Source organism: Oribacterium asaccharolyticum ACB7 (genome assembly GCF_000238075.1).
GTDB lineage: Bacteria > Bacillota > Clostridia > Lachnospirales > Lachnospiraceae > Oribacterium > Oribacterium asaccharolyticum.
Map to the genome: position 1 here is coordinate 255,657 of NZ_JH414504.1, position 24,954 is coordinate 280,610.

A 24,954-nucleotide genomic window follows, 5' to 3' on the forward strand; every position below is an offset into this window, starting at 1 on the left:
GTATGGCAAAAGACAGAGCAATAGTAGAAGACATTGATCGCTCCCTCTATGATTTTCGCTATGAGGAAAAAGAAGGAGAATTCTATAAGATAAAAGAGGGATTGACCGAGGATATCGTTCTTGAGATTTCCGAGAAGAAAAACGATCCTGAGTGGATGCGGGATTTTCGTTTAAAATCCTTAGAGATTTACCATAAGGCGGAAATGCCGAACTGGGGACCGGATATTTCAGGCCTCAATGTAGACAATATCGTAACTTATGTGAAACCGAATACGGAAATGTCTCAGACCTGGGAAGAGGTGCCGGAAGATATCAAGAATACCTTCGAGAAGCTCGGGATTCCGGAAGCGGAAAGAAAGAGTCTTGCCGGCGTTGGTGCGCAGTATGACTCCGAGCTGGTTTATCATAATCTGCAGGAAGAGGTGGCAAGACAGGGGGTTATCTATACCGATATCGAGTCTGCGCTTCACGGTCCTTACGGGAAAATGATTGAAGAGCACTTCATGAAACTGGTGCCACCGACAGATCATAAGTTTGCCGCGCTTCACGGGGCGGTTTGGTCGGGCGGATCCTTCGTTTATGTTCCGAAGGGAGTCAATGTGGAAATTCCCCTGCAGTCCTATTTCCGCTTAAATGCGAAGGGAGCAGGTCAGTTTGAGCATACCCTGATTATTGTGGACGAGGGTGCACAGCTTCATTTTATTGAAGGCTGCTCCGCACCGAAATATAATGTGGCCAATCTTCATGCAGGTTGCGTGGAGCTCTTTGTCGGGAAAAATGCAAAGCTTCGTTATTCCACCATCGAGAACTGGTCCAAGAATATGTATAACCTGAATACAAAGAGAGCAAAGGTAGAGGAGAACGGGATTATGGAATGGGTTTCCGGCTCTTTCGGTTCTCATGTTTCCTATCTCTACCCGATGACGATTTTAAAGGGAGACAATGCACGTTCCCAGTTTACGGGGGTAACCTTTGCCGGAAAGGGACAGAACCTGGATACCGGAGCAAAGATGGTGCATATCGGTAAAGACACCAGCTCCTTTATCAATACCCGTTCGATTTCGAAGGGGGGCGGCATTTCCACTTATCGCTCCGCTGTGGTGATTCAGAATCAGGCAAAGAATGCGAAGTCTGCCGTTTCCTGTCAGTCCTTGATGCTGGATGACGAGTCCCGTTCCGATACCGTACCGGCTATCGATGTGCGTACCAACAAAGCCGACGTAGGACACGAGGCGAAGATTGGAAGAATTTCCGACGATGCGGTTTTCTACCTGATGAGCAGAGGAATCTCGGAAGAGGAGGCGAAGTCCCTTATCGTAAGCGGCTTTGCGGACTCGGTTTCCAAGGAGCTTCCCTTAGAGTATGCGGTGGAAATGAACAATTTGATTCGTTTGGAAATGGTTGGAGCCATCGGCTAGGAAGGAGGATAGGATGAAAGAGAATCAATTTATAATCAATAAAATGCCTGTGCCTACCTTCCGCTGGTTGAAAATGAACGAGGCAAAGCTTGAAATACCGGGAGAACTTACTGCCTATCAGCCGTCTGTAGAAGGAAAGCTTCCGGAAAGAATAGAGAAAGAGAATGACTTTTCCGGTAGCATGAGTACGGCACTGGACGATTTTTTCCGGGAGGAAAGACTTCCCGTACAGTCCTTTGTGTTAAGAGAAGGCGTGGAGAGCCCTGACTATATTCGTATGCATTTTCAAAACGGAGAAAATGCGGTGGAGCACTCCGCCTACTGTTTTACGGTAGAAGAAGGGGCAAGACTGAAGCTCTTTTTGGCGATTGAATCCTTGGAAGAGTCCAAGAATATGGCTTTTTTGCAGGAAAAGTTCTTGCTTAAGAAAAATGCCAAGTTGGACCTTGTTGTTGCTGTAAAGAATGCGAAGGATTTTGCACACTTGCAGGATTTCTCCTTTGTTTTGGAGGAAAAAGCGAAGCTGAAACTGACTTCCCTTCTTCTTTCAGGAAAGAGCCATCATATTTCCTATCAGATTGATTTAAACGGAGATAAGTCCGAGGCGGAACTGCATCTGGATTATGTGCTCTCTCAAAAAGAAAAAGCGGATTTCAATCTCGTTGTGAATCACAGGGGGAAAAAGACGATTTCCAATATCGTGGCTGACGGTGTGCTGCGGGAAGATGCGGTGAAGATCTTCCGCGGTACGATTGACCTAAAGCACGGAGCAAAGGGCGCTTCCGGTACGGAACAGGAAAATGTGCTTCTTATGGATGACTCTGTAGTGAATCAGACGATTCCCGTTATTCTTTGCGATGAGGATGATGTGGAAGGAAATCACGGGGCAAGTATCGGAAGACTTGATGAAGAGAGTCTTTTCTATATGCAAAGCCGCGGTCTTTCTTTGGAAGCGGCTTATGAGCTGGTTGCGGAAGCCCGTATGGAAAATGCGATTCACAGTATTATGGATAAAAGAGTAGAAGAGTATATAGAAGAAGAACTTCGGGGAATGAGGAGTGAGGAGGAATGATGGAAGATAGAGAAAAAAAGATTGAAGAGATAAAGAGGGATTTTCCTATTTTTCAGAGTGGAAGATTCTTTTATCTGGACAATGCTGCCACTACGCAGAAACCGCACTGTGTGATGGAGGCAATGAAGCAGTATTACGAGACGGAAAATGCCAATCCTTTACGAGGACTCTACGAGCTTTCCCTTAAGGCTACTGAAGCCTATGAGAGGGCAAGAGTAAGCGTGCAGAAATTTCTAAATGCCAAAAGTCCGGAGGAAATTATTTTTGTACGAAATGCTTCAGAAGGCTTGAATTTAGTGGCACAAAGTTATGGACGCGCATTTCTGAAAGAGGGGGACGAGGTCCTGATTACCATCATGGAGCACCACAGTAACCTGATTCCCTGGCAGCAGGTTGCAAAAGAAAAAGGGGCTAAGCTCACCTTCCTGGAGCCGAATGAAGAGGGGCTCATTACACTGGAAAGCTTTAAACAGGCACTGAACGATAAGGTGAAGATTGTAGCGATGGCGGAGGTTTCCAATGTTCTTGGGAACCGTCAGGATATCGAGACTTTTGTAAAGCTTACGCATGAGAAAAATGCTATTTTTGTTTGTGACGGCGCTCAGTCCGTGCCGCACAGAAAAGTGGATGTGCAAGAGATGGATGTGGACTTTTTGGCCTTTTCCGGTCATAAGGTTTACGGGCCGATGGGCATCGGTGCAGTTTACGGAAAGAAAGAATTGCTGGAAAAGATGCCACCTTTCCTCTTTGGCGGAGAGATGATTGAATATGTTACGAAGGAAGACGCCACTTGGGCGGAACTTCCCCATAAATTTGAAGCCGGCACTGTAAATGTTGGCGGAGCGGTAGGCCTCGCCGCGGCGATTCACTATGTGGAAAAGCTGGGATTTTCCTTTATTGAAGAAAGAGAAAAAGAACTCTCGGTCTATCTTATGGAAGGGATGCGGGAAATTCCGCATGTGCACATTTTGGGATCCGAGAAGGGCGAAAATCACCACGGAATCATGACCTTTACGGTTGATGGGGTGCATCCTCATGATATCGCGGAGATTATGGATTCTCATAAGGTTTGTATCCGCGCCGGACACCACTGTGCTCAGCCTCTTATGAAATTCTTGGGGACGCCAAGTACCAGTAGGGTGAGCCTTGGTTTATACAATACCAAAGAGGATGTAGATGCCTTTTTGGCTACTTTAAAGACAATCAGAGGAGCAATGGGATATGGCGAATAACACCTATTACAACGAGATCTTAACGGAGCATAATATTCGGCCCCTCCATAAATATAAGATGGAGGGTGCGGATTTTTCGCTGGAAGGAGTGAATCCGAGCTGTGGTGACGATATTGTTCTTTACTTGAAACTTGATCAGGATGAAAAAATTGTGGAAGCCAGTTTTGACGGAGACGGTTGTGCCATTTCTCAAGCGAGCAGTGACATCATGTGTGACCTGATTATCGGAAAGAAGAAGGATGAGGCTCTTCGTCTTTCCGAGATTTTCCTTCGGATGATTCGGGGAAAGATCACGGAAGAAGAGAAGGAAGAGCTGGAAGAGGCGGGGATTCTCGAGGATATTTCCCATATGCCGGCCCGTGTGAAGTGTGCGGTTTTGGCATGGCGAACCATGGATGAAATTTTTCAGGACGCTGCCGAAGGAAAGATTGACAAGTATAGCGGAAAGTTTGATTAAAACCATAGTTTGATTCATTTATAAGTGATTAACTTGTTTTTTACCTCAAGATGAAGCCAGTGACACAGACCTGTTTGATTTTTCAATTTAGGACAGTTTGATTTTATAATAAACTGCTTGCTTTTTAGAGAATCTTGTGTTAAGCTAAGCAAGCTGTTTTTGACGAGGTGTGATAATGGTAGTCGGCCAGCCTGGAAAGTTGGTGCTCACGTACGTGGGTTGTGGGTTCAAGTCCCATCCTCGTCGCTATTTTGGAAGTCTAGGATTTAAGCCAATCGGCTTAAAAACCTAGACTTTCTGCATGTCTACAAGCTTTTATTTCAAGCAGTAGTACTTCCCTATAAAGCAGTAAAATTGTATATGTGGTGACCACGAAAGTGACCACGAATTTCTATGCTTTTTTCAGAGCTTTTCCGATGTGCTTTAAATACTTTTTAGAGTTGGATTTTAGGTCTTCATCCAGCGCTTTTCTGTAAATATTTTTCATCACGCTATCAGATTTCCAACCACCTAATGTAAGAATAATAGAGTCGGGTATGCCTAGCGTATGTGCCTTAGATGCAAAAAATGACCGTAAGCGATGTATTCCGAACCGAGGTAGACCAAGGTTAGCCTCAACTCGTAACATGACCTCATAGGGGCGTTTAAGGTGTCCCTCGTAGATGTGGCCTTGTTCTCGAATCCTTTTAGCAAGCTCTGTAGGAATGGGAACCTTACGATTACTCTTTTCAGTCTTTGTAAATTTCTGAATGATCCAATCGCCGTCAGAGGTTTGAACTTTTGCCTTATTTATTGTGATGATATTATCGTCTGATAAATCATCGATAGTCAAAGCTCCAATCTCAGACCGTCTGAGACCCATTGTGGCAAGATACAAAGGTACCCAGTGTTTCCGGTATTTAGGAACCCTGTCTATTTCAGCAAATAACGCCTGTACCTCCGCTTCAGATGGAGTATAGATATCGGTTCTCTCTTTTCTAGGTAATTTGGTTCTCACTACAAATTCGGGCCGGAATTCCTTAAGCACGGAAACAATGAGCCCATGCCTGTTGTAAATCGTCTTAGGCTTAGCTTTATCCACCATGTTATTTATGACCTTTGTTATATCGTGTTGCTCTATCTCATAGAATGGTAAACCCGTGAAAGAATCCGGAATGCCTTTTAGTGTGGCTTTATACCCTCGTACCGTACTGGCAGAGAGGACTTTTTCTTTAGAATCAATATATTCATTTGCAAAGTCAAGAAATGAGCCTTCTTTCTTTCCCTTGTTATTCTTTTTAATCTCATCACTATATTCCTGGATTAGGCGAGCCTCTTCCTGCTTTGTGGGTTTCCGATCCGTAGTGATAGAGTACTTCTTTCTGTTTATGGTGAAGCGGATTCTATAGTGACCGCTTTTCAATTTTTCTATGGCCATAGTATCCCTCCTGCTTAAAAATTGGCAAACTAAATAAAAGGTTGATGTAAGGTCCCTGTCTACTTATCTTTCAAGTTATAATCATTAAGGTCGACATCGATGAGACGAATAGATGGAGCGTTAACACCTAAATCGCTTAAGTAGGCAGCAGGATCTATTTTGTCGAGAGGAGAGGGCACAGGGAAAGCTTCTCCGTCTTCTCTTAAGCCTTTGGGCTGTAAAGCAAGGCAGTCCTCAGCCATAGCTATAGCATCGTCCAGATCGTCTCCGCAGGTGGCCACATCAAAATCAGGGAATAAAACCGAGAATCTTCCGCTGTCGTCCTTATGAAATATTGCCGGATAAATGTATTTCATGTTTTTATCCTCCTACTTTCTCCAGTAAAGCCTCCTGCAGTACCTGGGAGAAGTTTATGCCTTGTGCCAGAGCTTTCTCATTTAGCCACTCCGGAATAGTAAGGGTTTTCTTTATAGCCTTATTCAAATTCTGCTTTCTATATCTTTCTGTATCACAGGAGATAAAGTTTTGGAATTCTCCTGCTTCTAAAGAAAGACTTTTAGACGGTGCCGGAATGGCCAAGCCTTTATCTTCATAGCTAACTAGTGTCATGGCCAAAACATCTTCTGCCATATAGAGGGCGTCTCCTAAATCGTCTCCACAAGTGTAGCAGCTTTCCAAGTCGGGGAAGTTTACGGAAAACTGTCCGTTGTCTTCTGGGGTAAAAACTGCAGGATAAACGTATTTCATATATTTTCTCCTTCCGGAAGAGGGGCTATCTCAGCCCCGCATCCTTTAAAATTCTGTTTAGCGTTCCGGTTGCTATCTCTTTCGATTGGTGCCTCGGTAGTCTGAAGCTTTTCCCTGTGATTTCGCTGTACCATTCGTCATGCTCTTTGCCATGCTCTACTAGGTAGCAACCATTTTTCTTCAAGAGTTTACTTAGTTCTGAAACTTTCATTTTCTTTCTCCTCTCTTAATACATATTATACACGTGCAATATACGTATGTCAAGAGAAATAAAAAAATACCCCTAGTTTCGTCGCTGATCAGGCGACTACTTCTAGGGGTGTTGTTATGGACTCATGGTCGGCGAGCTTACAGTTCGCTTAAACGCTAATTCGATTGCATGAGTATACAGCGCATTTCTGCCTGTGCCTATATTATCGGCTAAAAACGTATAAATTACAATACAAGAAAACAGTACTCTTAGTTTAACAAGCGTTTTTCCCAATCGATTGGAAATCCAATATGTTTGAGTTTTATATCATTCTTATACTTTTTAATGAGTGTAACAATATGGTGCCCTACAGAATTATTCCATTCTTCCGGGATAGGATAAAGCAACTTTAATGTGTAAATCTGTGTGAAAAGTCGACGATCATTAGCAGTGTTGTCACCATTTGGATAGCTGGGAAGCGATGAAAACTTCCAATTGTATAATCGCGAATAGTGCGCGCATCGGTTTCGCAAATCGGTTGCGCAACGTAGCCACCCGCTTAATTTCTCATAATGGAGATGGATTAAGGTGGTATTTAGCTCTTTTTTATCTTCTGTTTTCATTCCGGAGTAAAACTGTGATAACGTACCAAAAGAGAAGTAGTCAACGATAACCCAAAAAGGTAAGTCTTTTCCGTAGTTACGGAAGTGGTGTATAACAACCGGGGATCTGCTGTTATTCTGCTTGCATTTTTCAATTTCTTTTAGAAAAGTTTCGTGGTCAAACTTTTCGCTAAAATTTTGATTGTTTAAATATCCTAGCGGAGAGTATTTCAACGAAAAATAATGTGCAATTCTTGTTCTCATACTTACTTCTATTTTTTCAAGTGTTTTTTGTAAAATGGATCGCATTTCAGAATCAAATTCATATATTGAGGCAACAGTGGAGAATTGCAATTCGTTATCACATAGGTTTGAGTTAGTGTTTAAAAAAGGAAATATATACCCAGAGATTCTGTAGTAATTGACATTTGTTAGAAAAGATATTGTGGAATCATCTGGAATAATATTTCTTGACTTTAAAATATCTATTTGCTCTTGGAATTCTTTTGCGGGCTTTATACTTTTAAACAAAAAATGGCCTCCCTTGGGACACATTGCGAAGAGGTGTGGGAGGTACTGTCACGTGATAATTTACCACCTACCTATGCCTGTGTCAATTAATATCTACATTTTTGTGAAATATAGTTACCGTATTATGCAATTCTACTTCCTATTAGTTCCTTTTGTCCAGTCCGACGTACTATTTCCTGAGGCCTGAACGAATCGTTCACCCCTATAGAAAAATTTTATAGCTTAGCCCTATTTAAACACAAGAACAAACGTTCTATAATATGATTATCGCTATCTTAGTTGTGCAGCAGGGGAGAGGTTATGAAGGATGAAATCATTGCTTTACTCAGTGGGCTGTCAGAGGGTGAATTAAGAAGGATCTATATATTCATTCTCCACTTCCTAGGCGGGCATTAGTCCCGTCTTTTTTCTTGCTCTTTTGCGGCAAAGATTTTCACTACTTTCTCGAGTAAGCCCCACTCATCTGAATTAAGTTCTGCAAGTGTTGAGATAAATCGTTTTCTAAAATCATTGGATTCTAGGGATAGAGCGTCACTCATAAAAGCTACAACCCATTTTTCTTCACGATCTTCGGTATACATACTACCCTCGCCAGTGCGGAGCCATGTTTCTGATACGGAAAATATTCTACATATTAGGGAGATAGCGGAGCCACTAGGTTCAGTTCTTCCCGTTTCATATCCAGCGATATTGTTTCTACTTATTTTTAATCTATCTGCAAATTCTTGCTGTGTAAGTTTTTCTGCTTTTCTTAACTTTTTAAGTCTATCTTTAAATCCCATGCTCGAAACCACTTCCCAGGCAGGCATTAGTCCTGTCTTTTTTCTTGCTCTTTTGCAAATAATTCTTTTGCCTTTTCTTCTATAAATCTCCATTCGTCAACGGAAAGAGAGGACAACATGGATATAAAGCGTTTTCTAAAATCTTCCGTTTCTGCGGCTAACACATCGCCCATAAAGGCGGCAATCTGTTCTTCTCTTGCTGTATCAGAGAACATTTCCCCTTCCCCTGTACGGAGCCATGTTTCCGATACGGAGAATGTTCTACAGATAAGGGAAATGACTGACTCCGAAGGTTCAGACCTTCCAATATCATAATTAGAGATTGTGCTTCTTTTAATTTTCAATGCATCTGCAAACTCTTGTTGCGTTAGATTTTTCGCTATTCTTAATTCTCTTACTCTATCGCTAATCTTCATAACCACACCTTCTTTCTACGCATGAGTATATAAGAGGGGAAATAAATCGTCAAGAATAAAATGCGTTATAAACGCAAAAAGTTATTGACAAATGCGTTTATACAGCTTAATATTGCGATATAAACGCAAAATAAAGCGTAATCGTTACATGAGAAAGAAGGTGATAGCAAAAATGGATTCTACAGTTTCGGCAACAGAGAAGGACATACTGAAAACATTTAAAGAAATCCTCCCGAAAATGGACAGAGAAAGCAAAGCTTACCTGCTCGGCTACGGAGAAGGTTACAAGAAGAAAGCGGAAGAAGCTGAAAAGGAACAAGCAGATGAGGGGGAAGAGGAGCAACAATGACCCCGGAAAAGTTCAATAAGCTACAAAGCAAGGCGTGGGTGCTCGTTATGGAACACCTAAAGTACCTTGATTCAGAAGAAAAGGGATCCGCGAGCTGTAAGGATAGAATTTCTAGTATTACAGAAGTGGACCGAATCGAAACAGCGGAAACACTATTTAGTGAAGCTGCTTTATTTCAATGCATGGCGGATGAACTTTGTAATGCTGCTATTCGGAGAGAAAAGATAGAAAAGGAGAAACAAAATGACTCACTACAAAGTTAAAGCGACTATAGAAGTCGAGTACGATGCCATCCGTTCCGACAAAACATCAAGTGCTTGGGAAGAAGCAGAAAGCAGAATCAGCGCCGCGCTTTCAAGACTTAAATTCTTATCAGCTTGTGAATTCAAAAAAGTAGAAGTGCAGATGGAAGACTACTAAAAAGGAGGACATAGCGTGAAAGAAGTAACTATCAAGATTGATGATGAAATATATGGCTTTTACAAGAGTTTGGGTGGGGACTTTGAGAAGTCAGTAGAAGAGACTATATCCCTAGCCGTATGGAACCATTACATGCAGGAGTATGAAGAGGAAATCCTCGACTTTAACACTGCACTAAGAGAGGGCAGAGGGGGTGAAGGTGAAATCTAAAAAGAAAATGGAGTTACCGATGTGCAAGATCAGTAACCCCTCAAACTTAAACCAAAATATTTAGTTCGTGCCTAGTATAGCACGGACAGGAAGAGAGAAGCAAGTTTGGCAGCAGGATAAAGAAAGGAAAATGAAAATGGAAGAACACAGAAATTATAAGATATGCATTGAAGATTGGACGGAAACGAGAGAATTTTCCACACTTTTTGAAACACTTCATGAGGCAGAAAGGGAGGCTAAAGAAAGAAAGCTTAATGCTGAGATTTCCATAAGCATCAAGCTTTTTAAGAGTAAGGTTAGTTTTAGATAGTTTCTAAATACGAAATTTTCTCAGTTAGTACATAAACGGTTTTATCACCATAAAAGCAATAACTTTGACAGGGCAGAAATTCAAAACTTTTTTCGGTGGTACCTAGAGTGGTTGATTCACGCTCATTGATACCTTTTAGCTGCGTGATTCGGTAAATTTTGTGAATTTCAATGCTGTTACCGTCTGTCAAATGAATGGTTATATCCATCGTTCTTCCTCCTTTCTTATGTATTTAGCTACGGCAATAGCTATAAAACGACTATAAAGCGTTCCGGGAGGAAAGAACAATAAAGAGATTTTATATCTAGGAGAGTAAAAAAATGAGAGTTTACATAGACATTAGTCAGTCAGCCTTTACGCACTTCTCAAACGAAGCAAAGGAGCAAGGAATACTGGTTAGGACATTGATTGCAGGAGAGGTGGAAGCGCTTTACTGCAATGCTCTTGAAGAAAAGTGGAGAGAAGAAGACTTCGAGGAAGAACTAAAAAGCGAAAGAAGACGGGAAGAGGAGGACTATGAGTGATGCAATATTCAATATTCGAGATTGCGAAGGCCTTACGACTTAGCCCGCAAGAATACCAGAAAAAACTTGATAATAATACCCTAAATCTTGGACAAATTACGATTGTGTCTAAATGTATGGGGATCACTCCGGAACAAACCGCTAAGATGTTTTTTCCTAGATTTATGTACCGGAAGAGTTTGATAAAGAGAAACGGAGGTGCTTTATGCCACTTGTAAAGCTGGATAAAAATTACCAGGCTGAAATGCTTGATAGAGAAGTAAGAAAGCGGAAAGCCGAGTTCAGGATAACAAACCGAGATATGGCCGGCTGGCTTGGAGTGTCCGAGCGGGGGCTTGTTTATAAAAGAAAGTATGGAACGTACACGCTGAAAGATCTAAGCATTATATTTGACCGTTTTCAGTTCCCAATTGAGACAATAGGAAAGGTGTTTAGGAAGGCATAGGACGATGAAGATAGTTTCAAGAGGGCTGTTAGGTATAAATATATTTTTCTTTATGACAGTTGTATCTGCGTTAGATTGTGAAGCAATTCCCGCCACGACTCTTGTTGAATGTATGTTATTAAGCATGATTCTCGGAGTATTGCTAGTCTATTACATAGACTTATTAAATTATGATGAGAAGAGGAGGCGCAGTAAAGCACGTGAAAGCAAGAGGAAGGTTAACAAATGTACAAGTCCCGTTCAGAGCAAAATATCCGGTTATATCCTTCGAGATACAAGCAGATCCAGAGGACTTAGAAAAGTACATTGATAAGGATTTAGATATAAATTTTTCCAAGCACAGAAGACACCGTAGCCTTGATGCAAATGCTTGTCTTTGGGCTTGTATCGGAGACATTGCAAAGGTGCTGCATCAAGACGCTTGGGAAGTTTACCTCCTTATGATTGAGAGGTATGGAAAATTCACTCATATCCTTGTTAGGCCGGAGGTGGTAGAGGCGGTCAGAGCTCAGTGGAGGGAGACAAAAATAGTAGGAGAAACAACAGTAGACGGAAACCCAATGATACAAATGCTTTGTTACTTCGGTTCAAGCACATATAACAGTGCGGAGTTTGCCAGCTTACTTGACGGAGTAATATCCGAGATGAAAGAAATGGGGTTAGAAACGCCGCCTTCGGAGGAAATGAGAGCGCTCATTGCTGAATTGGAAAGGAAGAGGTAGAAATCATTGAAAATCGAAAACTTTGAGGAAGCATTCAAAGGAATCATAGCCGGACTCGACTATTTAACCATAAAGAAACTGGAGTACGAGTTTAGGCGATGGGAAAACGGTCTAGGGCCAAAACTTAAACTAAGTGAAAATGAAATTTTGACTTTAAATTATATCAAGGATAAAGCGAAGAAATGCTAGGGGGTAGCAAATGGCAATAACAACGATAGAAAAAGAATCTTATATGCTTTATAGGGGCTGGAATCCTTTGTTTGAGAACCTGCCAAAGGAACAGCTTGGGGAGTTGTTTTATGCGATTTGTTGTTACCAGAGCGGAAAAGAATACACGATAGAGAATCCGTTGATTAAGGGCGTGTTTGAAATGGTGCTAATGCAGTTTCAAAAGGATGAAGCAAGCTACAAGGAAAAGTGTGAAGCAAAAGCCAAAAACGGGAAAAAGGGAGCAGAAAGTAGATGGCAGGACAATGGCAAGTGCCAAACAGAAGAAAATACAGATGATTCAGAGAATGGCAAAAATGGCAAGTGTCATTCTGAAGATGGCAAAAATGGCAAGTGCTATTTTCGCCATACCGAGGAAAAAAACGAAATGGCAAAAATGGCTATAGAGGAAGAGGAAGAGGATAAGGAAGAGGTAGAGGAGGTACCTACGGTACCAAAAAAGAGAGAGGCGCGTAAACGCTCCTCCACTCCCTCTGTCGACGAGGTTCGCGAATACTGCTTTGAGAGGGGGAATGGCGTGGATGCTGAAACCTTCGTGGATTTTTATGCCTCAAAAGGCTGGAAGGTAGGGAATGCGCCTATGAAGGACTGGAAGGCAGCAGTCCGAACGTGGGAGAAACGAGATAACCGTGCTGCACCGAGGGCAAAGCCAATAGACACGAATGATTATTTGCTTGGAATCATCGAGGGAGGTAGTGCATCATGACAAAGGCAGAGGTTGCGAAACTGATTTATGTCGTAAAAGCGACGTATCCTTCGCCATTTCAAAAATACACAACGCAGGACCTTGAAAACATGATATCCGCATGGATTATGGTCATGTCAGACTATACATACGAGCAAGCTTCGGCAGGGCTTAAGGTGTATTTGTCGAGCGATACGAAAGGTTTTCCACCTTCTCCCGGGCAGATAGTTGACAACATCCTGAAGATTAGCAGTCCGCCTGTGTACGAGCTCAATGGCATGGAAGCCTGGAGCGTAGTCAGAAAGGCCATGCAAAACAGTGCGTACAACGCCGAAGAAGAGTTTGAAAAATTGCCAAAGGCTTGCCAAAGGGCGATAGGGAGTGCAAGCAATCTCCGGGAAATGGGACAGCTGAAAGTTGAGGTTGTGGAGACTGTGGAACAGTCGAATTTTATAAAGGCGTACAACACCTACAAGGAGCGTGAACGTGAGGATTCAAAGATTCCAAGCGAAATCAAAGCCTTGATAGATAAAGCCATATCTGAGAAAAGAGCGCTTGAAACGAGACCTATGTGTGAACTGGAGGCAAGATGAAAAGCATAATTCCGGGAGAAGATGACAAGAGATGCTTTATCTGCCAGAAATACGGGCCGGAACATGTCCATCATTGCTTGCATGGCCCATATAGATGGCTTGCAGATAAATACGGTTTAACGGTGCACTTATGTGTTTCTTGCCACATGCTGTTGCATGACAAGGGAAGATATGACAGGGAACTGGAGGCACTGGCACAAGAAGCATTTGAAAGTAAATATAGTCATGAGGAATTCATGCAGATATTTCAAAAAAATTGGAGGTAGTACATGAATCATATTTGTTTAATTGGCAGACTTACTGCGGATCCGGAGGTTAGGTACACGCAAGGAGAAAAGCCTATGGCTGTGGCAAGATATACCCTTGCTGTAGATAGACCGAGGAGAGCAGAAGGGCAGCAGGCTGCTGATTTCATTCGTTGCGTGGCCTTTGGAAATACTGCAGAATTTGCTGAAAAGTATCTCCATAAGGGGAATAAGATCGCTTTAGAGGGGCGCATTCAAACAGGAAGCTATGACGACAAAGATGGAAAAAAGGTTTACACAACGGATGTAATCGTAAATCATCACTCTTTCTGCGAGAGTGCAGGAAATGCACCTTCAAAATCCATCACCACGGATGAGAACGGCTTTATGTCGATTCCCGACGGACTGGAAGATGACGGACTACCGTTTAACTAATTTAACAAGTGTAAACCAATAGTTGATAGTTCAAAAAGAAAGGGGCAGGGTTGGCGCCGCAATACTATAGTTCCCCTTTTGAGGCATGAAAAAATTAACGGTAAATGAATTGTTTGCAGGGATCGGAGCATTCCGAAAGGCATTAATCAATCAAAATATCCCGCATGAAATTGTTGGGATAAGCGAGATAGACAAGTATGCGATTAAGTCATACGAAGCGATGTACGGAGAAACGAGGAACTACGGGGATATAAGCAAGATAGAACGACTGGACTATGCGGATCTATGGACTTATGGCTTTCCTTGTCAAGATATATCCTTGGCCGGAGATATGAAAGGTATAGTCAAGGGAGAGACGAGAAGCGGTCTGCTCCATGAGGTGGAAAGGCTTTTGGAAGTGGCGAAGGAAGAAGGTACGCTGCCTAAGTTCTTGATAATGGAGAATGTGAAAAATCTTGTGTCAAAGAAGTTTATAGGGGATTTCCAAAGATGGATAGACAAGCTTTCTGACCTTGGTTATACGACTGAGTGGAAAGTGCTTATAGCTTCTGATTATGGGATTCCACAGAGAAGAGAACGAGTGTTTGCAGTATCTGTAAGAAAGGATAGGGGGGGGTACAGCTTCCCGGAACCTATGCCGCTTGAAAAGAAATTCAGAGATTTATTGGAGGAAGAAGTAGAGGAAAAGTATTTCCTAAAATCGGAAACATTTGAATATCTAAAAAGCCACTCTGAAGAGTGCAAAGGAAAAGGTTATGGGTTTCGGTTTTCTCCTGTCGTAAGAGATGAATGTGAGATTGCAAAAACAATTACTACAGAGATTGGAAAGATAAGAATGGATGATAATTTCATTCAGGAAAAGACTTGTAAGCAAGTAGGGAAGCTTGTGGGGGACAAGTGGAAAACGCAACATGAACGATCGAGCCGTGTATGGGGAACTGATTCGCTTTGTCCAACTCTAACAACTTGTACCGGTGGGGGGCAAGAGGTAAAAATCATTGTTCCGGAAGCCACAAAGAAAGGCTATGCCGTAGCAGAAAAGGGCGATTCTATAGATATAGCCTATATCAATCAAAACAAGCGCAGGGCACGGGTTGACAAAGAACGGGCACACACGATAACCACTTCCCCGCAGATTGGAACGCTTACGAATCATGGCGTGCGGAAATTAACGCCTAGAGAGTGCTGGCGACTTATGGGATTTACTGATAGTGATTTTGATAAGGCACGGGCGGTTTGTAGTGACACACAACTTTATAAGCAGGCAGGAAATAGTATTGTGGTAAATGTTCTTGAGGAGATACTAAAGAAACTTGTCCGAATTAATTGATTGCGGAAGGAGAAACATGAGAAGTTTTCAAGAGTTCAAGTGGCTGTCAACGCCATTCACAGAGGAAGAAGCAAAGGCCGTGAAGAAGGCTTTTGAGCAAGTGTCTTTGAGAGAACCGCTATTCATGGAGGACGAGTGGAAGTGGAGCAAAGAAAAGACTCTTGATTGGTGGAGAAGAAAAGAGGTGCAAGCCAATGAGAAACTACAATGAATTTAAGGACTATTTGAAGCAGAGAACTGACACTTCGAACAACGACTTCCGCAGAAGATGCCTTGTTGAATGCTTGGATGACTATATGGATGAACTTTTAGACCGTAGAAACATCCACGAATCCGATAGCGAAGAGTACAGGAAGCTTGAAAAGCGAAGGGTAGAACTTAGTAAGCTGATTGAGGTTATAAGCGAGGAAAGGCGACTGGCGAAGCTATACAAAATGCCTTGATAAAAACAAGGAATCGAGGTGGGGGTAAATGAAAAAAAGAATGCGATATATTTGCGAAATGTGTGGAACTGGATATTCCACAAAGGAAGAGGCAGAAGGATGTGAAGCATTACACGAGAAGAATGTAAAACTTACTAAGTTTGAGTATGTGTATGGCATGGTAATGCCTAAGTATGTGTATGTTGAAAATGCGGATGGAACAATTAAAGCGAGATATAACTTAATCGGAATCATGGATTCACGCAATACAGGCAAGAACTAAAGAGGTGGAAGAATGAAAAAAATAGAGACGTATCAATGCGAGCTATGCGGAACGGAATATAAAGACAAGAAACAAGCGCAAGCGTGTGAACGAGGACACAAGAAAAATCTTAGAGTAGCGGGAAAAGAATATAGCGAAAACGATAAATATGGATTTCCTGAATTTGTTACAGTGGCGAGTGAAGAACCTTCTCTTTCGGCCGTGTATCAATATAGCAGACTGACGGATGAAAGTTTTTATGGGGGTAATCATGAATGAGAATATAAAAGACCTTTTAAGATTGATAGAAGAACATCCCGATTTACCCGTTATCCCTGTAGTGGGGCAAGATATAGTCGCTGACTGTACAGGCGAATGGGTGGCAAGTTTCGGGAAAGCGGAAGTAAAGAAGATGTGCATATACGGGGAAAATGTGGTTTTTCGAGAGGATAAAAACGCCATTAAAACTGTAGAGGCACTAGAACTTGAAGGGCTGACCGAAGGACTAACGAGAGAGGAAAGCATAGAAAAGCTAACCGGGTATCTTGATGAACTAGACTGGTTGGAAGCAATCATAGTACACATAGAAACCCCGATAGTAAATATTCCGGATAATACGGAAAAGATTTACGAGTAATAGAATGGAATGCTGATGAAATGAAAAGAGCAAAACTGCAGCAGGATTAGAAAATATTTAAACATCGATTCGAATTTTTACTTAGAATTTAACAAGTAAGAAAGGTGGAGAAATGACACTTGATGATTATGCTTTATTGATTTCTCTATGCATCCTATTATCGGGGTTAGCGCTGTTGAGTTTTTGGTTTTTAATCAATATCAGGAGGTGAGCGTGACTAAAGAACAGCTCAAGAAGTATAGTCGAGAAAAAAGCAGTATTAAACTTCTTACAGATGAACTAGAACAGATGTGCGGAGAAACAGTCCATGACTACGGATACGACTATACGAAGGGATTCAAACATATCATCCATCTTGAGGGTTTCAATCAGAAACTCTACAATCAGAGACTTGCAAGACTATCTGAGATAAAAAAAAGAGTAGAAAAGACGGAAAGGTGGATTGAGTCCTTGGAGGATGACCGGCTTAGGTTTGTAATCCGCAGCAGGTATTCAGAGGATAGGTCATGGAAATGGATAGCAAAAAAACTTTCAAGTGTTTCAGAAGACTATGTGAGGATAATGATTCATGACAAATACTTTGAAAGGAATAAAAATAATTCGGAAAATTCGGTTTATTCGGAAAATTCGGATTACAATAACAATGGAGAAGTTGACTGAACAAACCTCCTTTATATCCATATGGGGCCGTCCTTTGCAAACAAAAGGATGGCTCCAATTTTTATACCCGGAAGGAGGAGCCATGAAAAAGCTATGCCCTATATGCGGTAAACTTCACAGCTTAGGAGAAACTTGTAAGCCGTATGTTCGTATGACGGATAAGCTGACAGAGCAGAGAAGGTTCAGAAACTCTACTGCATGGAAGAAGAAGCGAGAGGAGATTAAAGAAAGAGACAAGTATCTATGTGTGTATTGTTTGCAGGTGGACAGAGTAATTACTAGAGACAGCTTAGAAGTTCATCACATAGTAAAGATATCTGCTAGTGAAGAAGGTAAGCTTAAGGATGAGAATCTTATTACACTTTGCAGATACCATCACGAGATGGCAGAGAAGAATATGATAAGTAAAGAGGAGTTATACAGCTTAGTTAACAAGGTGGAGCACGGTGAAGGGGTACCCCCCTGGGGTTGACAATAATAAATTTATTAAAAATTAAGCACCGACGCCCCACCTTTCTTCACAACAATTATTATTTCAGGGGGATTTTGTGGAACTACACAGTTTTAAAATAGATGATTTGATACCGTACGAAAAAAACCCGAGAAATAATGACCAGGCTGTTCAATATGTTGCGAACTCTATAAAAGAGTTTGGTTTTCAGGTGCCGATAGTAATAGATAAACACAATGTTATTGTAGCCGGGCATACACGTCTAAAAGCCGCAAAGCTTTTGAAAATGTCAGAAGTACCATGCATAAGAGCTGATAATCTTTCAGATGAGCAGGTAAAGGCATTTCGCATAGCAGATAACTCCGTATCTGAAATAGCTACTTGGAATGAGGACTTACTAAGGATTGAGTTAGAAGATATTAGTCTTAATGCTACAGATTTTGGTATTGAAGTTCCGGAAATTGAACTGGAACCGATAAAGACAGAGATTAGCGAAGAGGGATATTTTGGTGATGAGAGGGAAAGAACAAATCGAGGGTATAATCTTGATTTACAAAGTAGATGCGATTTTACAAAAGACTACTGGCAGATGCCAATAATTTATAATAATGATTTTGTTCCGGACGATTTGATAGGTTTTAACTATGCAAGAACATCGGAGCAAAAAGATCTTGGAATACATTTCTATTTAGATGATTATCAGTTTGAAAGGGTTTGGAACTGTCCGGAAAAGTATGTTGACATGTTCAAGGAGTACGATTGCATATTGAGCCCTGATTTTAGCCTGTATTCTGATATGCCACTAGCTATGAAAGTCTGGAATGTATATAGATCAAGACTTCTTGGAGCATATTACCAATCTAACGGGATACCGGTTATTCCTACAATATCGTGGGCGGAAAAGGAAACTTTTGATTTTTGTTTTAAGGGAATCCCGAGAGAATCTATCTTATCCATCAGCACAATAGGAGTGAAGCAGAATAAGGACGCTATGAGGATTTGGTTAGAGGGTGTAAAAGAAATGTTGAAGGTACTTAATCCTAAAACAATCCTTATATACGGCGGAAAAATTCCTTTTGATTTTGGAGATAGAGAGACAATCTATTTTAATAATAAAGTTACTGAAAATTGGAAAATAAAGAGGTAAAATGATGGGAGGGAGAGGTGCAGGAAGTTCGTTAAGGACTGTGCGCTTAGGTGGAGGTTCATCCGGAGCAAGCCAGTTTTCTAAGGGACTAGGGTTCCAAAATTATGATTCTTTAAAGGATGCGCTAGGAGTAAAAGGACGCCCGTTTAGTATTGAGGACAGTGCTGAAGGGGCTAATCCACACTATGATAATTCTCTAACGTATAAAGAATTTAACTTAAATTGCCAGAGGTGCGTTGTTGCTTATGAAGGAAGACGTAGAGGATATGATGTAACTGCTCAGCCTACTTATGAAGGTGATACCTTGAGTCACTCCTTCGCAGTAGGTGACAAGCATTTTGGAAATTGGCAAGGGGCTTTTCAGAATATGAAGTCTGAGAATGTAAGTTCCAATAGTCCACAGATTGCAAGAAGAAAATTGGAAAAGAAAATGAGCTCCTATGGAGATGGTACTCGTGGAATTGTATCCGTCGTATGGAAAGATGGTAGTGCGGGACATGTCTTCAATGTTGAGCAGGTAAAAGGTAAGACCTTGTATATAGATTCTCAAATAGGGGGTAAGTACGAAGCGACTAATTTATACAAAAACATTCAAACCGATAAGGTATTCTTTTTCAGAACAGATAATTTAAGATTTTCAGATAGAGCTAAAAAGTCAATTACTAAAGATAAATGGTAGAAGGAGGACGTAGAATGATAAAGTACGAAGATGCTTTAGCTATTGCAAAAAGTGTTAAGACTCATTCGATAACAAAGTGCACTGAGTATACAGATGCGTATGTATTTGCAGAGACTTTCCCGGAAGGAGTCATACACGTAGGAGGGAATCACTCTCCAGTTGTGGTTTTGAAGGAGACAGGACAACCAATTTCTATGCCGGCTTATGTTATAGGTTACGGAGGGATTCTGGACGAGAAGTTTATAAAAGAGATTAAGCTTTAAGCATCCCCAGGGGTGCTTTTTTGATGGAGAATTATATGGGACAGAAACTTAATTTAGAGCAACAAGCAAAAGAAATACTTCGAATAGCGGAGGAAAGTGGAGTGCAATCTCACTTTTTTTTCCTTACAACATTTAAGAGATATCAAGTGCAACTTAGTATTTTGAGTGACTTGGAGAACACCATAAAAGACGATGGTTCTTTGGTGACGAAAGAGTATGTAAAAGGACGGGAAAATGTTTACACGCATCCTGCAGTTTCAGAGTACAATCGAACAACTGACTCAGCAAACAGAACAGTACAAACCCTTATGAAGATTATTAAGGACTTAGGAAAAGAGCAGGATGATGAAGAGGAAGAAGACCCACTTATGAAGTTGTTAAATGGTGGTGATAATGAATGATAGAAAACAAAGCGTATCTGTACTGCAAGAAGGCAGTCAAAGAGAACACTACCCCTAAGTTTGTGAAGCTCCAGATGAAGGACTTCATGCGAATATGCGAAGGGAAAGATAAGAAGTATAAAATTAGTGAAAAGAAGCTAAAACAACTGAGCAGACTTCTGAAACTCCTAAATATGCCAAAAGGTCTAAAAGCCGGGCAGTCTCTGTACGAATGTACTTGTGGCTACCAATGGCTTTTTTATATTGCGATTTTTTGCGTTGTTTACCGTGAGAATGAGGAGAAAAGGCGATATGAAACCGGGCTTTTGGAGATATGTCGTAAGAATTTTAAGACTTACACGGTGGCAACAATCTTTATTTTGTTGCTTCTCACTGAACCGCAGTTTTCAAAATTCTTTAGCGTGGCACCGGATGGTAGCTTATCAAGAGAGATAAGGGAGGCTATATCGGAGACTGTACGTTCTTCTCCCCAAGTGTACATCTATAAAGGCGTGAAGCGATTCAAGCTTTTGCGAGATTATATCAGCTTTAAGCCTTTTAGCTCGGTTTATACACCTCTTTCCTTTTCCACAAGCAGAATGGATGGGCGTCTGCCTAATGCTTTCTGTGCGGATGAGGTGGGAGCTCTGCCTACAATCTATCCTTTGGAGGCTATGCGTTCTGGTCAACTAAATATCTTGAACAAGTTGGGATTTGTTATCTCTACGAAGTACCCGACAATAGATAATCCATTTGAGGAGGAGGTTAGCTATTCTAAGAAAGTTCTAAATGGACTTGTTGAGGACGAAACATGGTTTTCACTCCTGTATGAACCGGACAATACGAAGGAATGGGAAACAAATGACTTAATTCTAAAGCAAGCGAATCCGGTAGCCCTGGAAATTCCTGAGATATGGGAGGATTTGCTTAAAAAGCGCACAAGGGCAATAGCAACGGCAAAGGCAAGAGAAAATTTCGTTACTAAGCATTGCAATATCATTTACCAAGGGGTAGGGACGGAAAGTTATATAGATGTTAAAGATGTGCAAGCTTGCAGGGTGGAATCTATTGATTGGACCGGTAAAGAGGTCTATTTAGGACTGGATTTATCAGAATCAAATGATAATACATCTGTTTCTATGGTTGCGATAGATAACGAGACAATTTCTGCTAAGTCATTCGCCTTCATTCCGGAAGAACGGATAGAGGAGAAGGCGGCAGCGGAGCGTGTGGACTATCGAAATCTGTGTAAAACAGAGCATGTCTTTACTTGTGGAGACAGGGTAATAGATTACACCTTCATAGAGGACTTTATCCTATCTCTTGAAGAGAAATACGGCGTGACAGTAATGGAAGTGGGTTTCGACCGGTGGAATGCCCTGTCTACAGCACAAAAGTTGGAAAAAGAAGGATTTCAGATGATAGAGCTTAAGCAGCATTCATCGGTTTTACACCCGGCAACTAAGTTCTTGAAAGAGAAAATTTTGAAAAAGGAATTTGCTTATGAGAGTAATCCGCTTTTGGAGATTAACTTTCAGAATGCTAAGTGTGTTTATGACACAAACAAAAATCAATATGTAAACAAGAAAAAGTCAAACGGCAAGGTAGATATGGTGGTTTCCCTTATCAATGCCGTATGCCTATTGCAAAGAAGCGACACAGGCAATGACTTTGTAGCACAGGTTATTTAGGAGGGTGGTATGTGGCCATTTAAAAGAAAAGCCGAGGAGATTAGAGCAGATACAGCTGCAGTATCCGGAGATGCACTGCTTAAAGCATTGGTGTCAGACCCGAAAATTAACAAAGAACAGGCAATGCAGATTCCTGCAGTATCTGCTTGTGTAAATTTGATTACTGGAACGGTGGCTATGATTCCTTTTAGGCTTTATAAGGTGGATAATGACAAGATTAAGCTTTCTGAGGAAAGAGACGATCAGAGAGTCGGGCTTTTAAATATTGATCCAGGAGATACGCTGGATGCTTTTCAGATGAAACGCTCACTCATCGAAGATTATCTGCTGGATGAGGGTGGGTATGCATATATTGAAAGAAGAGGGAACAAAGTAAAAAGCCTACGTTATGTGGACCCATCAAATATTGGATTTAGCTATAATGCAGACCCGATATTTAAGGACTACAAACTCCTTGTAGGAGGTAAGCAGTACTATCCTCACGAATTTATTAAGCTACTAAGACGGACAAGAGATGGGCATAGAAGTATCAGCGTAGTAGAAGAGAACTCCGAACCTTTTTCTATTGCCTACCAGACGATGCGCTTTCAAAACAAAATGCTGAAAACTGGAGGTGCTAAGAAGGGCTTTGTGAAATCCCAGAAAAAGTTAAGTCAGGAAGCCTTGGACTTTTTAAAGAGTGCTTGGAAGCGGATGTTTTCAGAAGATGACTCTGAAAATGTGGTGATTTTGAATGACGGCTTGGAGTTCCAAGAAAGTTCCGCCACACCTGCAGAAATGCAGTTGCACGAGAATATTGCCTCTTCTACGAGGCAGATATGCCAGATTTTTGGCGTGCCGTACCAACTTATCAGCCGTGATAGTACGCCGTCCGAGGAGGATAGAATCATATTTTTACAATATTGCATTCAGCCGATTCTTTCAGAGATTGAGACGGCTTTAAATAGAGATTTCCTGCTTGAATCTGAAAAAGGAACTCTTAAATGGGCGGCAGATACATCAGAACTCACTAAGGCAGATGTATTAAAGCGCTACCAATCCTACGAAATCGCAAGTAAGAATGGTTTTATGCAGATTGATGAAATCCGATTCAAGGAAAATATGGAGCCTCTGGGACTAGACTTTGTAAAACTCGGCCTTCAAGATGTTCTGTATTATCCGAAGGAAAAAGTAACCTTTGTTCCAAACATGAACCAGGTAGGGGGAATCGAGATTGCAAAGGAAGACAGAGAAAGACTACTAAGAAAGGAGAAAGAAGAAAAGGATGAGAATTCAGATACGGAGTGATTCCGTAGAAATTGAAGGCTATGTAAACGCCGTAGGAAGAGATTCCAGACCTATGAAAGATAGAAGCACCGGAGAACGATTTGTTGAACAAATTGTTCCCGGTGTTTTTACTAGGGCGCTTACAAGAAATGATGTGGATCTCTTGCTAAACCATGACCAGGAAAGAGTTCTTGGAAGTACAAAGACAAACCTTGAGCTTACTGAGGATTCAATCGGCCTGAAAGCGCGGGCTATAGTCACTGATAAAGAGGTGATTGAAAAAGCAAGATCAGGAAAGCTAAGAGGCTGGTCATTTGGATTCTATGACAGAGATTCACGGAATGAGGATGTTAAAGAAGGCCTGAAGCGCCGCTATGTCGAGGATATGGACCTTAAAGAGGTTTCTATCATTGATGACAGGAAGCTTCCTTGTTACGAGGGCACATTAATTAGTGCCCGTGCAGATGAGGTTATTCAAGGCGAGGTCTTGGAAACCAGAGCAGAAATAACAGAAACTCCAAAGCTTGATAGCTATTGGGAAAGAATTAACCATTTAGGAAAGGATTAAAAGAATGAACGAAAAGATGAAAGCATTACAGGAGCAGAGAAACGCAGCAGTTGAGGAATTAAAGGCGCTTACCGGAAAGGTAGAGGCCGAGGTTAGGGCTTTTACTGATGAAGAGAACGCAAAGTTCAATGAGTTAGAGAAGAAAGTAAAGGATTTAGATTCCTCTATCGAGATGCTGGAAAGAGCCCAAAAGTACGAGTTTAAGGAGCCGGCACAGGCTTCTGAGGACAAGGCAAAGGTGAATACGGAGGCAAAGGAGCTTAGAGCCTTTGAAAGCTATATCCGAGGAGTTGTTCTGGAGGAAAGAGCAGACAATCTTACTTCCGGAGACAATGGAGCTGTGATTCCTAAGTCTATCGCCAACAAAATCATCAAGAAAGTACATGACATTTCTCCGGTGTTCAGCAAGGCTACACGATACAACGTGAAAGGAGAACTAAATGTTCCATATTACCCGGCTGATTCTAAGGATATCCAGATGACTTATGTTGAGGAGTTTGTAGAGTTAGAGTCTTCTTCCGGAAAGTTCGGAACTATCTCCTTAAAGGGCTTCCTAGCTGGAGCTTTGACTAAGGTATCTAAGAGCCTTATCAATAATTCCAACTTCGATATTGTTTCTTTCGTGGTTGATGCTATGGCTGAAACGATATCTCGCTGGGTAGAAGGACAGCTCCTTAAGGGAACTACCGGCAAGGTTGACGGCATGATTAAGGGAATTACCCAGACTGTTACTACGAAGGCAGTAAATAAGGTAGATGCGGATGACTTAATTCAGCTGCAGGAATCTATCCCGGATGCTTATCAGGGAGAAGCTTGCTGGATTATGACTAAGAACACTAGAACAGCTCTCCGCCAGTTAAAGGATAATAACGGGCAGTATATTCTTAATCAGGATGCAACCACTAAGTGGGGATACATTTTGTTTGGTAAGCCTGTTTATGCATCTGAAAATATGGATGAGGTGGCTACAGGGAAAAATGCCATCATTTATGGCGATTTATCCGGCCTTGGGGTTAAGCTTTCTGAGGAAATGGAGATTGAGGTTCTTAGAGAGAAGTTTGCTACTCAGCATGCGGTGGGTGTTGTTGCTTGGATGGAGTTTGATGCCAAGGTGGAGAATGCACAGAAACTTGCAAAGCTTACTGTGAAGTAAGAATTTGACTTATAG

Annotated in this window: 40 protein-coding genes and 1 tRNA gene; 33 read left to right on the top strand and 8 right to left on the bottom strand. The window is 41.5% G+C overall.

All coding sequences use genetic code 11. The features are described 5' to 3' along the window. Nucleotides 1-2 precede the first annotated feature (2 nt). The 5 genes from sufB (at nt 3) to HMPREF9624_RS11675 (ending at nt 4,425) form a co-directional block, all read left to right on the top strand. Nucleotides 3-1,418 carry a Fe-S cluster assembly protein SufB gene (sufB, locus tag HMPREF9624_RS01045; RefSeq protein WP_009536140.1) on the top strand — a complete coding sequence of 472 codons (1,416 nt, stop codon included), beginning with the start codon at nt 3-5 and terminating at the stop codon, nt 1,416-1,418. Nucleotides 1,419-1,431: 13 nt separating this feature from the next. After that, nucleotides 1,432-2,490, top strand: coding sequence for a SufB/SufD family protein (locus tag HMPREF9624_RS01050; protein ID WP_009536141.1), 1,059 nt, complete (start codon nt 1,432-1,434; stop codon nt 2,488-2,490). Next, the gene (locus HMPREF9624_RS01055) at nt 2,490-3,722 is read left to right on the top strand and encodes an aminotransferase class V-fold PLP-dependent enzyme (RefSeq protein ID WP_009536142.1); all 1,233 of its coding nucleotides are present in this window, start codon (nt 2,490-2,492) and stop codon (nt 3,720-3,722) included. Before HMPREF9624_RS01050 ends, HMPREF9624_RS01055 begins: the two co-directional genes overlap by 1 nt. After that, on the top strand, nt 3,712-4,179 hold the full coding sequence (gene sufU, locus HMPREF9624_RS01060) for a Fe-S cluster assembly sulfur transfer protein SufU (protein ID WP_009536143.1): 468 nt from the start codon (nt 3,712-3,714) through the stop codon (nt 4,177-4,179). The genes HMPREF9624_RS01055 and sufU overlap by 11 nt, the downstream gene beginning before the upstream one ends. Before the next feature lie 161 nt (nt 4,180-4,340). Beyond that, nucleotides 4,341-4,425: transfer RNA gene (locus tag HMPREF9624_RS11675), tRNA-Ser, on the top strand. A gap of 145 nt (nt 4,426-4,570) precedes the next feature. Here the strand turns inward: HMPREF9624_RS11675 and HMPREF9624_RS01065 are convergent. The 7 genes from HMPREF9624_RS01065 to HMPREF9624_RS01095 form a co-directional block, all read right to left on the bottom strand. Beyond that, nucleotides 4,571-5,596 (bottom strand): site-specific integrase, encoded by a 1,026-nt coding sequence (locus tag HMPREF9624_RS01065; protein ID WP_009536144.1) that lies wholly within the window; start codon nt 5,594-5,596, stop codon nt 4,571-4,573. Between the two features lie 59 nt (nt 5,597-5,655). Next, nucleotides 5,656-5,952, bottom strand: a complete 297-nt coding sequence (locus HMPREF9624_RS01070) for a type II toxin-antitoxin system HicB family antitoxin (protein WP_009536145.1) — start codon at nt 5,950-5,952, stop codon at nt 5,656-5,658. Between the two features lie 4 nt (nt 5,953-5,956). Next, entirely contained in the window at nt 5,957-6,343 is a 387-nt protein-coding gene (locus HMPREF9624_RS01075) for a type II toxin-antitoxin system HicB family antitoxin (RefSeq protein WP_009536146.1), read from the bottom strand. Between the two features lie 25 nt (nt 6,344-6,368). Beyond that, nucleotides 6,369-6,554, bottom strand: coding sequence for a type II toxin-antitoxin system HicA family toxin (locus tag HMPREF9624_RS01080; protein WP_009536147.1), 186 nt, complete (start codon nt 6,552-6,554; stop codon nt 6,369-6,371). A 248-nt stretch (nt 6,555-6,802) separates the two neighbouring features. Continuing rightward, nucleotides 6,803-7,666 carry an Abi family protein gene (locus HMPREF9624_RS01085; RefSeq protein WP_009536148.1) on the bottom strand — a complete coding sequence of 288 codons (864 nt, stop codon included), beginning with the start codon at nt 7,664-7,666 and terminating at the stop codon, nt 6,803-6,805. Nucleotides 7,667-8,058: 392 nt separating this feature from the next. Continuing rightward, nucleotides 8,059-8,448 (bottom strand): helix-turn-helix domain-containing protein, encoded by a 390-nt coding sequence (locus HMPREF9624_RS01090; RefSeq protein WP_036594667.1) that lies wholly within the window; start codon nt 8,446-8,448, stop codon nt 8,059-8,061. A gap of 26 nt (nt 8,449-8,474) precedes the next feature. After that, nucleotides 8,475-8,864, bottom strand: a complete 390-nt coding sequence (locus tag HMPREF9624_RS01095; RefSeq protein WP_009536150.1) for a helix-turn-helix domain-containing protein — start codon at nt 8,862-8,864, stop codon at nt 8,475-8,477. Nucleotides 8,865-9,036: 172 nt separating this feature from the next. Between HMPREF9624_RS01095 and HMPREF9624_RS11680 the strand changes: the two genes are divergently transcribed. The 4 genes from HMPREF9624_RS11680 to HMPREF9624_RS11685 all read left to right on the top strand — a co-directional run bounded on the left by HMPREF9624_RS11680 (nt 9,037) and on the right by HMPREF9624_RS11685 (nt 10,153). Continuing rightward, nucleotides 9,037-9,213, top strand: a complete 177-nt coding sequence (locus HMPREF9624_RS11680) for a hypothetical protein (protein WP_009536151.1) — start codon at nt 9,037-9,039, stop codon at nt 9,211-9,213. Nucleotides 9,214-9,456: 243 nt separating this feature from the next. After that, complete coding sequence (locus HMPREF9624_RS11830; RefSeq protein WP_009536153.1) at nt 9,457-9,633, top strand: hypothetical protein; 177 nt, start codon at nt 9,457-9,459, stop codon at nt 9,631-9,633. Between the two features lie 15 nt (nt 9,634-9,648). Next, complete coding sequence (locus tag HMPREF9624_RS01105; protein WP_009536154.1) at nt 9,649-9,843, top strand: hypothetical protein; 195 nt, start codon at nt 9,649-9,651, stop codon at nt 9,841-9,843. A gap of 136 nt (nt 9,844-9,979) precedes the next feature. Continuing rightward, nucleotides 9,980-10,153 (top strand): hypothetical protein, encoded by a 174-nt coding sequence (locus HMPREF9624_RS11685; RefSeq protein WP_009536155.1) that lies wholly within the window; start codon nt 9,980-9,982, stop codon nt 10,151-10,153. On the opposite strand, the gene HMPREF9624_RS01110 is transcribed toward HMPREF9624_RS11685, so the two are convergent. Further along, nucleotides 10,146-10,361 (bottom strand): hypothetical protein, encoded by a 216-nt coding sequence (locus HMPREF9624_RS01110; RefSeq protein WP_009536156.1) that lies wholly within the window; start codon nt 10,359-10,361, stop codon nt 10,146-10,148. The two genes, HMPREF9624_RS11685 and HMPREF9624_RS01110, sit on opposite strands and share 8 nt — an antisense overlap. Before the next feature lie 112 nt (nt 10,362-10,473). Here HMPREF9624_RS01110 and HMPREF9624_RS01115 point away from each other — a divergent pair, with 112 nt between their 5' ends. From HMPREF9624_RS01115 to HMPREF9624_RS01240, 24 genes are all read left to right on the top strand, one after another. Next, entirely contained in the window at nt 10,474-10,677 is a 204-nt protein-coding gene (locus tag HMPREF9624_RS01115) for a hypothetical protein (protein WP_009536157.1), read from the top strand. A 205-nt stretch (nt 10,678-10,882) separates the two neighbouring features. Then, complete coding sequence (locus HMPREF9624_RS01125; RefSeq protein WP_009536159.1) at nt 10,883-11,122, top strand: hypothetical protein; 240 nt, start codon at nt 10,883-10,885, stop codon at nt 11,120-11,122. Between the two features lie 200 nt (nt 11,123-11,322). Beyond that, the gene (locus tag HMPREF9624_RS01130) at nt 11,323-11,844 is read left to right on the top strand and encodes a hypothetical protein (protein ID WP_009536160.1); all 522 of its coding nucleotides are present in this window, start codon (nt 11,323-11,325) and stop codon (nt 11,842-11,844) included. Nucleotides 11,845-11,850: 6 nt separating this feature from the next. Further along, complete coding sequence (locus HMPREF9624_RS01135; protein WP_009536161.1) at nt 11,851-12,033, top strand: hypothetical protein; 183 nt, start codon at nt 11,851-11,853, stop codon at nt 12,031-12,033. A 10-nt stretch (nt 12,034-12,043) separates the two neighbouring features. Next, nucleotides 12,044-12,778, top strand: a complete 735-nt coding sequence (locus HMPREF9624_RS11350) for a DUF6291 domain-containing protein (protein ID WP_009536162.1) — start codon at nt 12,044-12,046, stop codon at nt 12,776-12,778. Beyond that, the gene (locus HMPREF9624_RS01145) at nt 12,775-13,350 is read left to right on the top strand and encodes a replicative helicase loader/inhibitor (protein WP_009536163.1); all 576 of its coding nucleotides are present in this window, start codon (nt 12,775-12,777) and stop codon (nt 13,348-13,350) included. Before HMPREF9624_RS11350 ends, HMPREF9624_RS01145 begins: the two co-directional genes overlap by 4 nt. Beyond that, the gene (locus tag HMPREF9624_RS01150; protein WP_009536164.1) at nt 13,347-13,616 is read left to right on the top strand and encodes a hypothetical protein; all 270 of its coding nucleotides are present in this window, start codon (nt 13,347-13,349) and stop codon (nt 13,614-13,616) included. Before HMPREF9624_RS01145 ends, HMPREF9624_RS01150 begins: the two co-directional genes overlap by 4 nt. A gap of 3 nt (nt 13,617-13,619) precedes the next feature. Continuing rightward, complete coding sequence (locus HMPREF9624_RS01155) at nt 13,620-14,030, top strand: single-stranded DNA-binding protein (RefSeq protein ID WP_009536165.1); 411 nt, start codon at nt 13,620-13,622, stop codon at nt 14,028-14,030. Between the two features lie 85 nt (nt 14,031-14,115). Continuing rightward, nucleotides 14,116-15,360: a DNA (cytosine-5-)-methyltransferase gene (gene dcm / locus HMPREF9624_RS11355; protein ID WP_009536166.1), complete on the top strand. Its 1,245-nt coding sequence runs from the start codon at nt 14,116-14,118 to the stop codon at nt 15,358-15,360. A 16-nt stretch (nt 15,361-15,376) separates the two neighbouring features. Then, nucleotides 15,377-15,571, top strand: coding sequence for a hypothetical protein (locus tag HMPREF9624_RS01170; protein ID WP_009536167.1), 195 nt, complete (start codon nt 15,377-15,379; stop codon nt 15,569-15,571). Continuing rightward, nucleotides 15,555-15,803, top strand: a complete 249-nt coding sequence (locus HMPREF9624_RS01175) for a hypothetical protein (protein WP_009536168.1) — start codon at nt 15,555-15,557, stop codon at nt 15,801-15,803. The genes HMPREF9624_RS01170 and HMPREF9624_RS01175 overlap by 17 nt, the downstream gene beginning before the upstream one ends. Before the next feature lie 28 nt (nt 15,804-15,831). After that, nucleotides 15,832-16,065 carry a hypothetical protein gene (locus HMPREF9624_RS01180; RefSeq protein ID WP_009536169.1) on the top strand — a complete coding sequence of 78 codons (234 nt, stop codon included), beginning with the start codon at nt 15,832-15,834 and terminating at the stop codon, nt 16,063-16,065. A gap of 12 nt (nt 16,066-16,077) precedes the next feature. Further along, nucleotides 16,078-16,323, top strand: a complete 246-nt coding sequence (locus HMPREF9624_RS01185) for a hypothetical protein (protein ID WP_009536170.1) — start codon at nt 16,078-16,080, stop codon at nt 16,321-16,323. Continuing rightward, nucleotides 16,316-16,681: a hypothetical protein gene (locus HMPREF9624_RS01190; RefSeq protein WP_009536171.1), complete on the top strand. Its 366-nt coding sequence runs from the start codon at nt 16,316-16,318 to the stop codon at nt 16,679-16,681. The genes HMPREF9624_RS01185 and HMPREF9624_RS01190 overlap by 8 nt, the downstream gene beginning before the upstream one ends. A 213-nt stretch (nt 16,682-16,894) precedes the next feature. Next, nucleotides 16,895-17,341: a hypothetical protein gene (locus tag HMPREF9624_RS01195; protein ID WP_195891120.1), complete on the top strand. Its 447-nt coding sequence runs from the start codon at nt 16,895-16,897 to the stop codon at nt 17,339-17,341. Nucleotides 17,342-17,423: 82 nt separating this feature from the next. Further along, on the top strand, nt 17,424-17,813 hold the full coding sequence (locus tag HMPREF9624_RS01200) for an HNH endonuclease (protein WP_009536173.1): 390 nt from the start codon (nt 17,424-17,426) through the stop codon (nt 17,811-17,813). 76 nt (nt 17,814-17,889) lie between these two features. After that, complete coding sequence (locus HMPREF9624_RS01205; protein WP_009536174.1) at nt 17,890-18,939, top strand: DUF4417 domain-containing protein; 1,050 nt, start codon at nt 17,890-17,892, stop codon at nt 18,937-18,939. Nucleotide 18,940: 1 nt separating this feature from the next. Next, entirely contained in the window at nt 18,941-19,618 is a 678-nt protein-coding gene (locus tag HMPREF9624_RS01210; RefSeq protein WP_036594515.1) for a toxin glutamine deamidase domain-containing protein, read from the top strand. 14 nt (nt 19,619-19,632) lie between these two features. Beyond that, the gene (locus tag HMPREF9624_RS01215) at nt 19,633-19,881 is read left to right on the top strand and encodes a hypothetical protein (protein ID WP_009536176.1); all 249 of its coding nucleotides are present in this window, start codon (nt 19,633-19,635) and stop codon (nt 19,879-19,881) included. Between the two features lie 35 nt (nt 19,882-19,916). Beyond that, nucleotides 19,917-20,282: a hypothetical protein gene (locus tag HMPREF9624_RS01220; RefSeq protein ID WP_009536177.1), complete on the top strand. Its 366-nt coding sequence runs from the start codon at nt 19,917-19,919 to the stop codon at nt 20,280-20,282. After that, nucleotides 20,279-21,952, top strand: a complete 1,674-nt coding sequence (locus HMPREF9624_RS01225) for a terminase TerL endonuclease subunit (protein ID WP_009536178.1) — start codon at nt 20,279-20,281, stop codon at nt 21,950-21,952. Before HMPREF9624_RS01220 ends, HMPREF9624_RS01225 begins: the two co-directional genes overlap by 4 nt. Nucleotides 21,953-21,961: 9 nt before the next feature. After that, nucleotides 21,962-23,239: a phage portal protein gene (locus tag HMPREF9624_RS01230; RefSeq protein ID WP_009536179.1), complete on the top strand. Its 1,278-nt coding sequence runs from the start codon at nt 21,962-21,964 to the stop codon at nt 23,237-23,239. Next, nucleotides 23,217-23,786, top strand: coding sequence for an HK97 family phage prohead protease (locus HMPREF9624_RS01235; RefSeq protein WP_009536180.1), 570 nt, complete (start codon nt 23,217-23,219; stop codon nt 23,784-23,786). The genes HMPREF9624_RS01230 and HMPREF9624_RS01235 overlap by 23 nt, the downstream gene beginning before the upstream one ends. A 4-nt stretch (nt 23,787-23,790) precedes the next feature. Next, on the top strand, nt 23,791-24,939 hold the full coding sequence (locus tag HMPREF9624_RS01240) for a phage major capsid protein (RefSeq protein WP_009536181.1): 1,149 nt from the start codon (nt 23,791-23,793) through the stop codon (nt 24,937-24,939). Nucleotides 24,940-24,954: the final 15 nt, after the last annotated feature.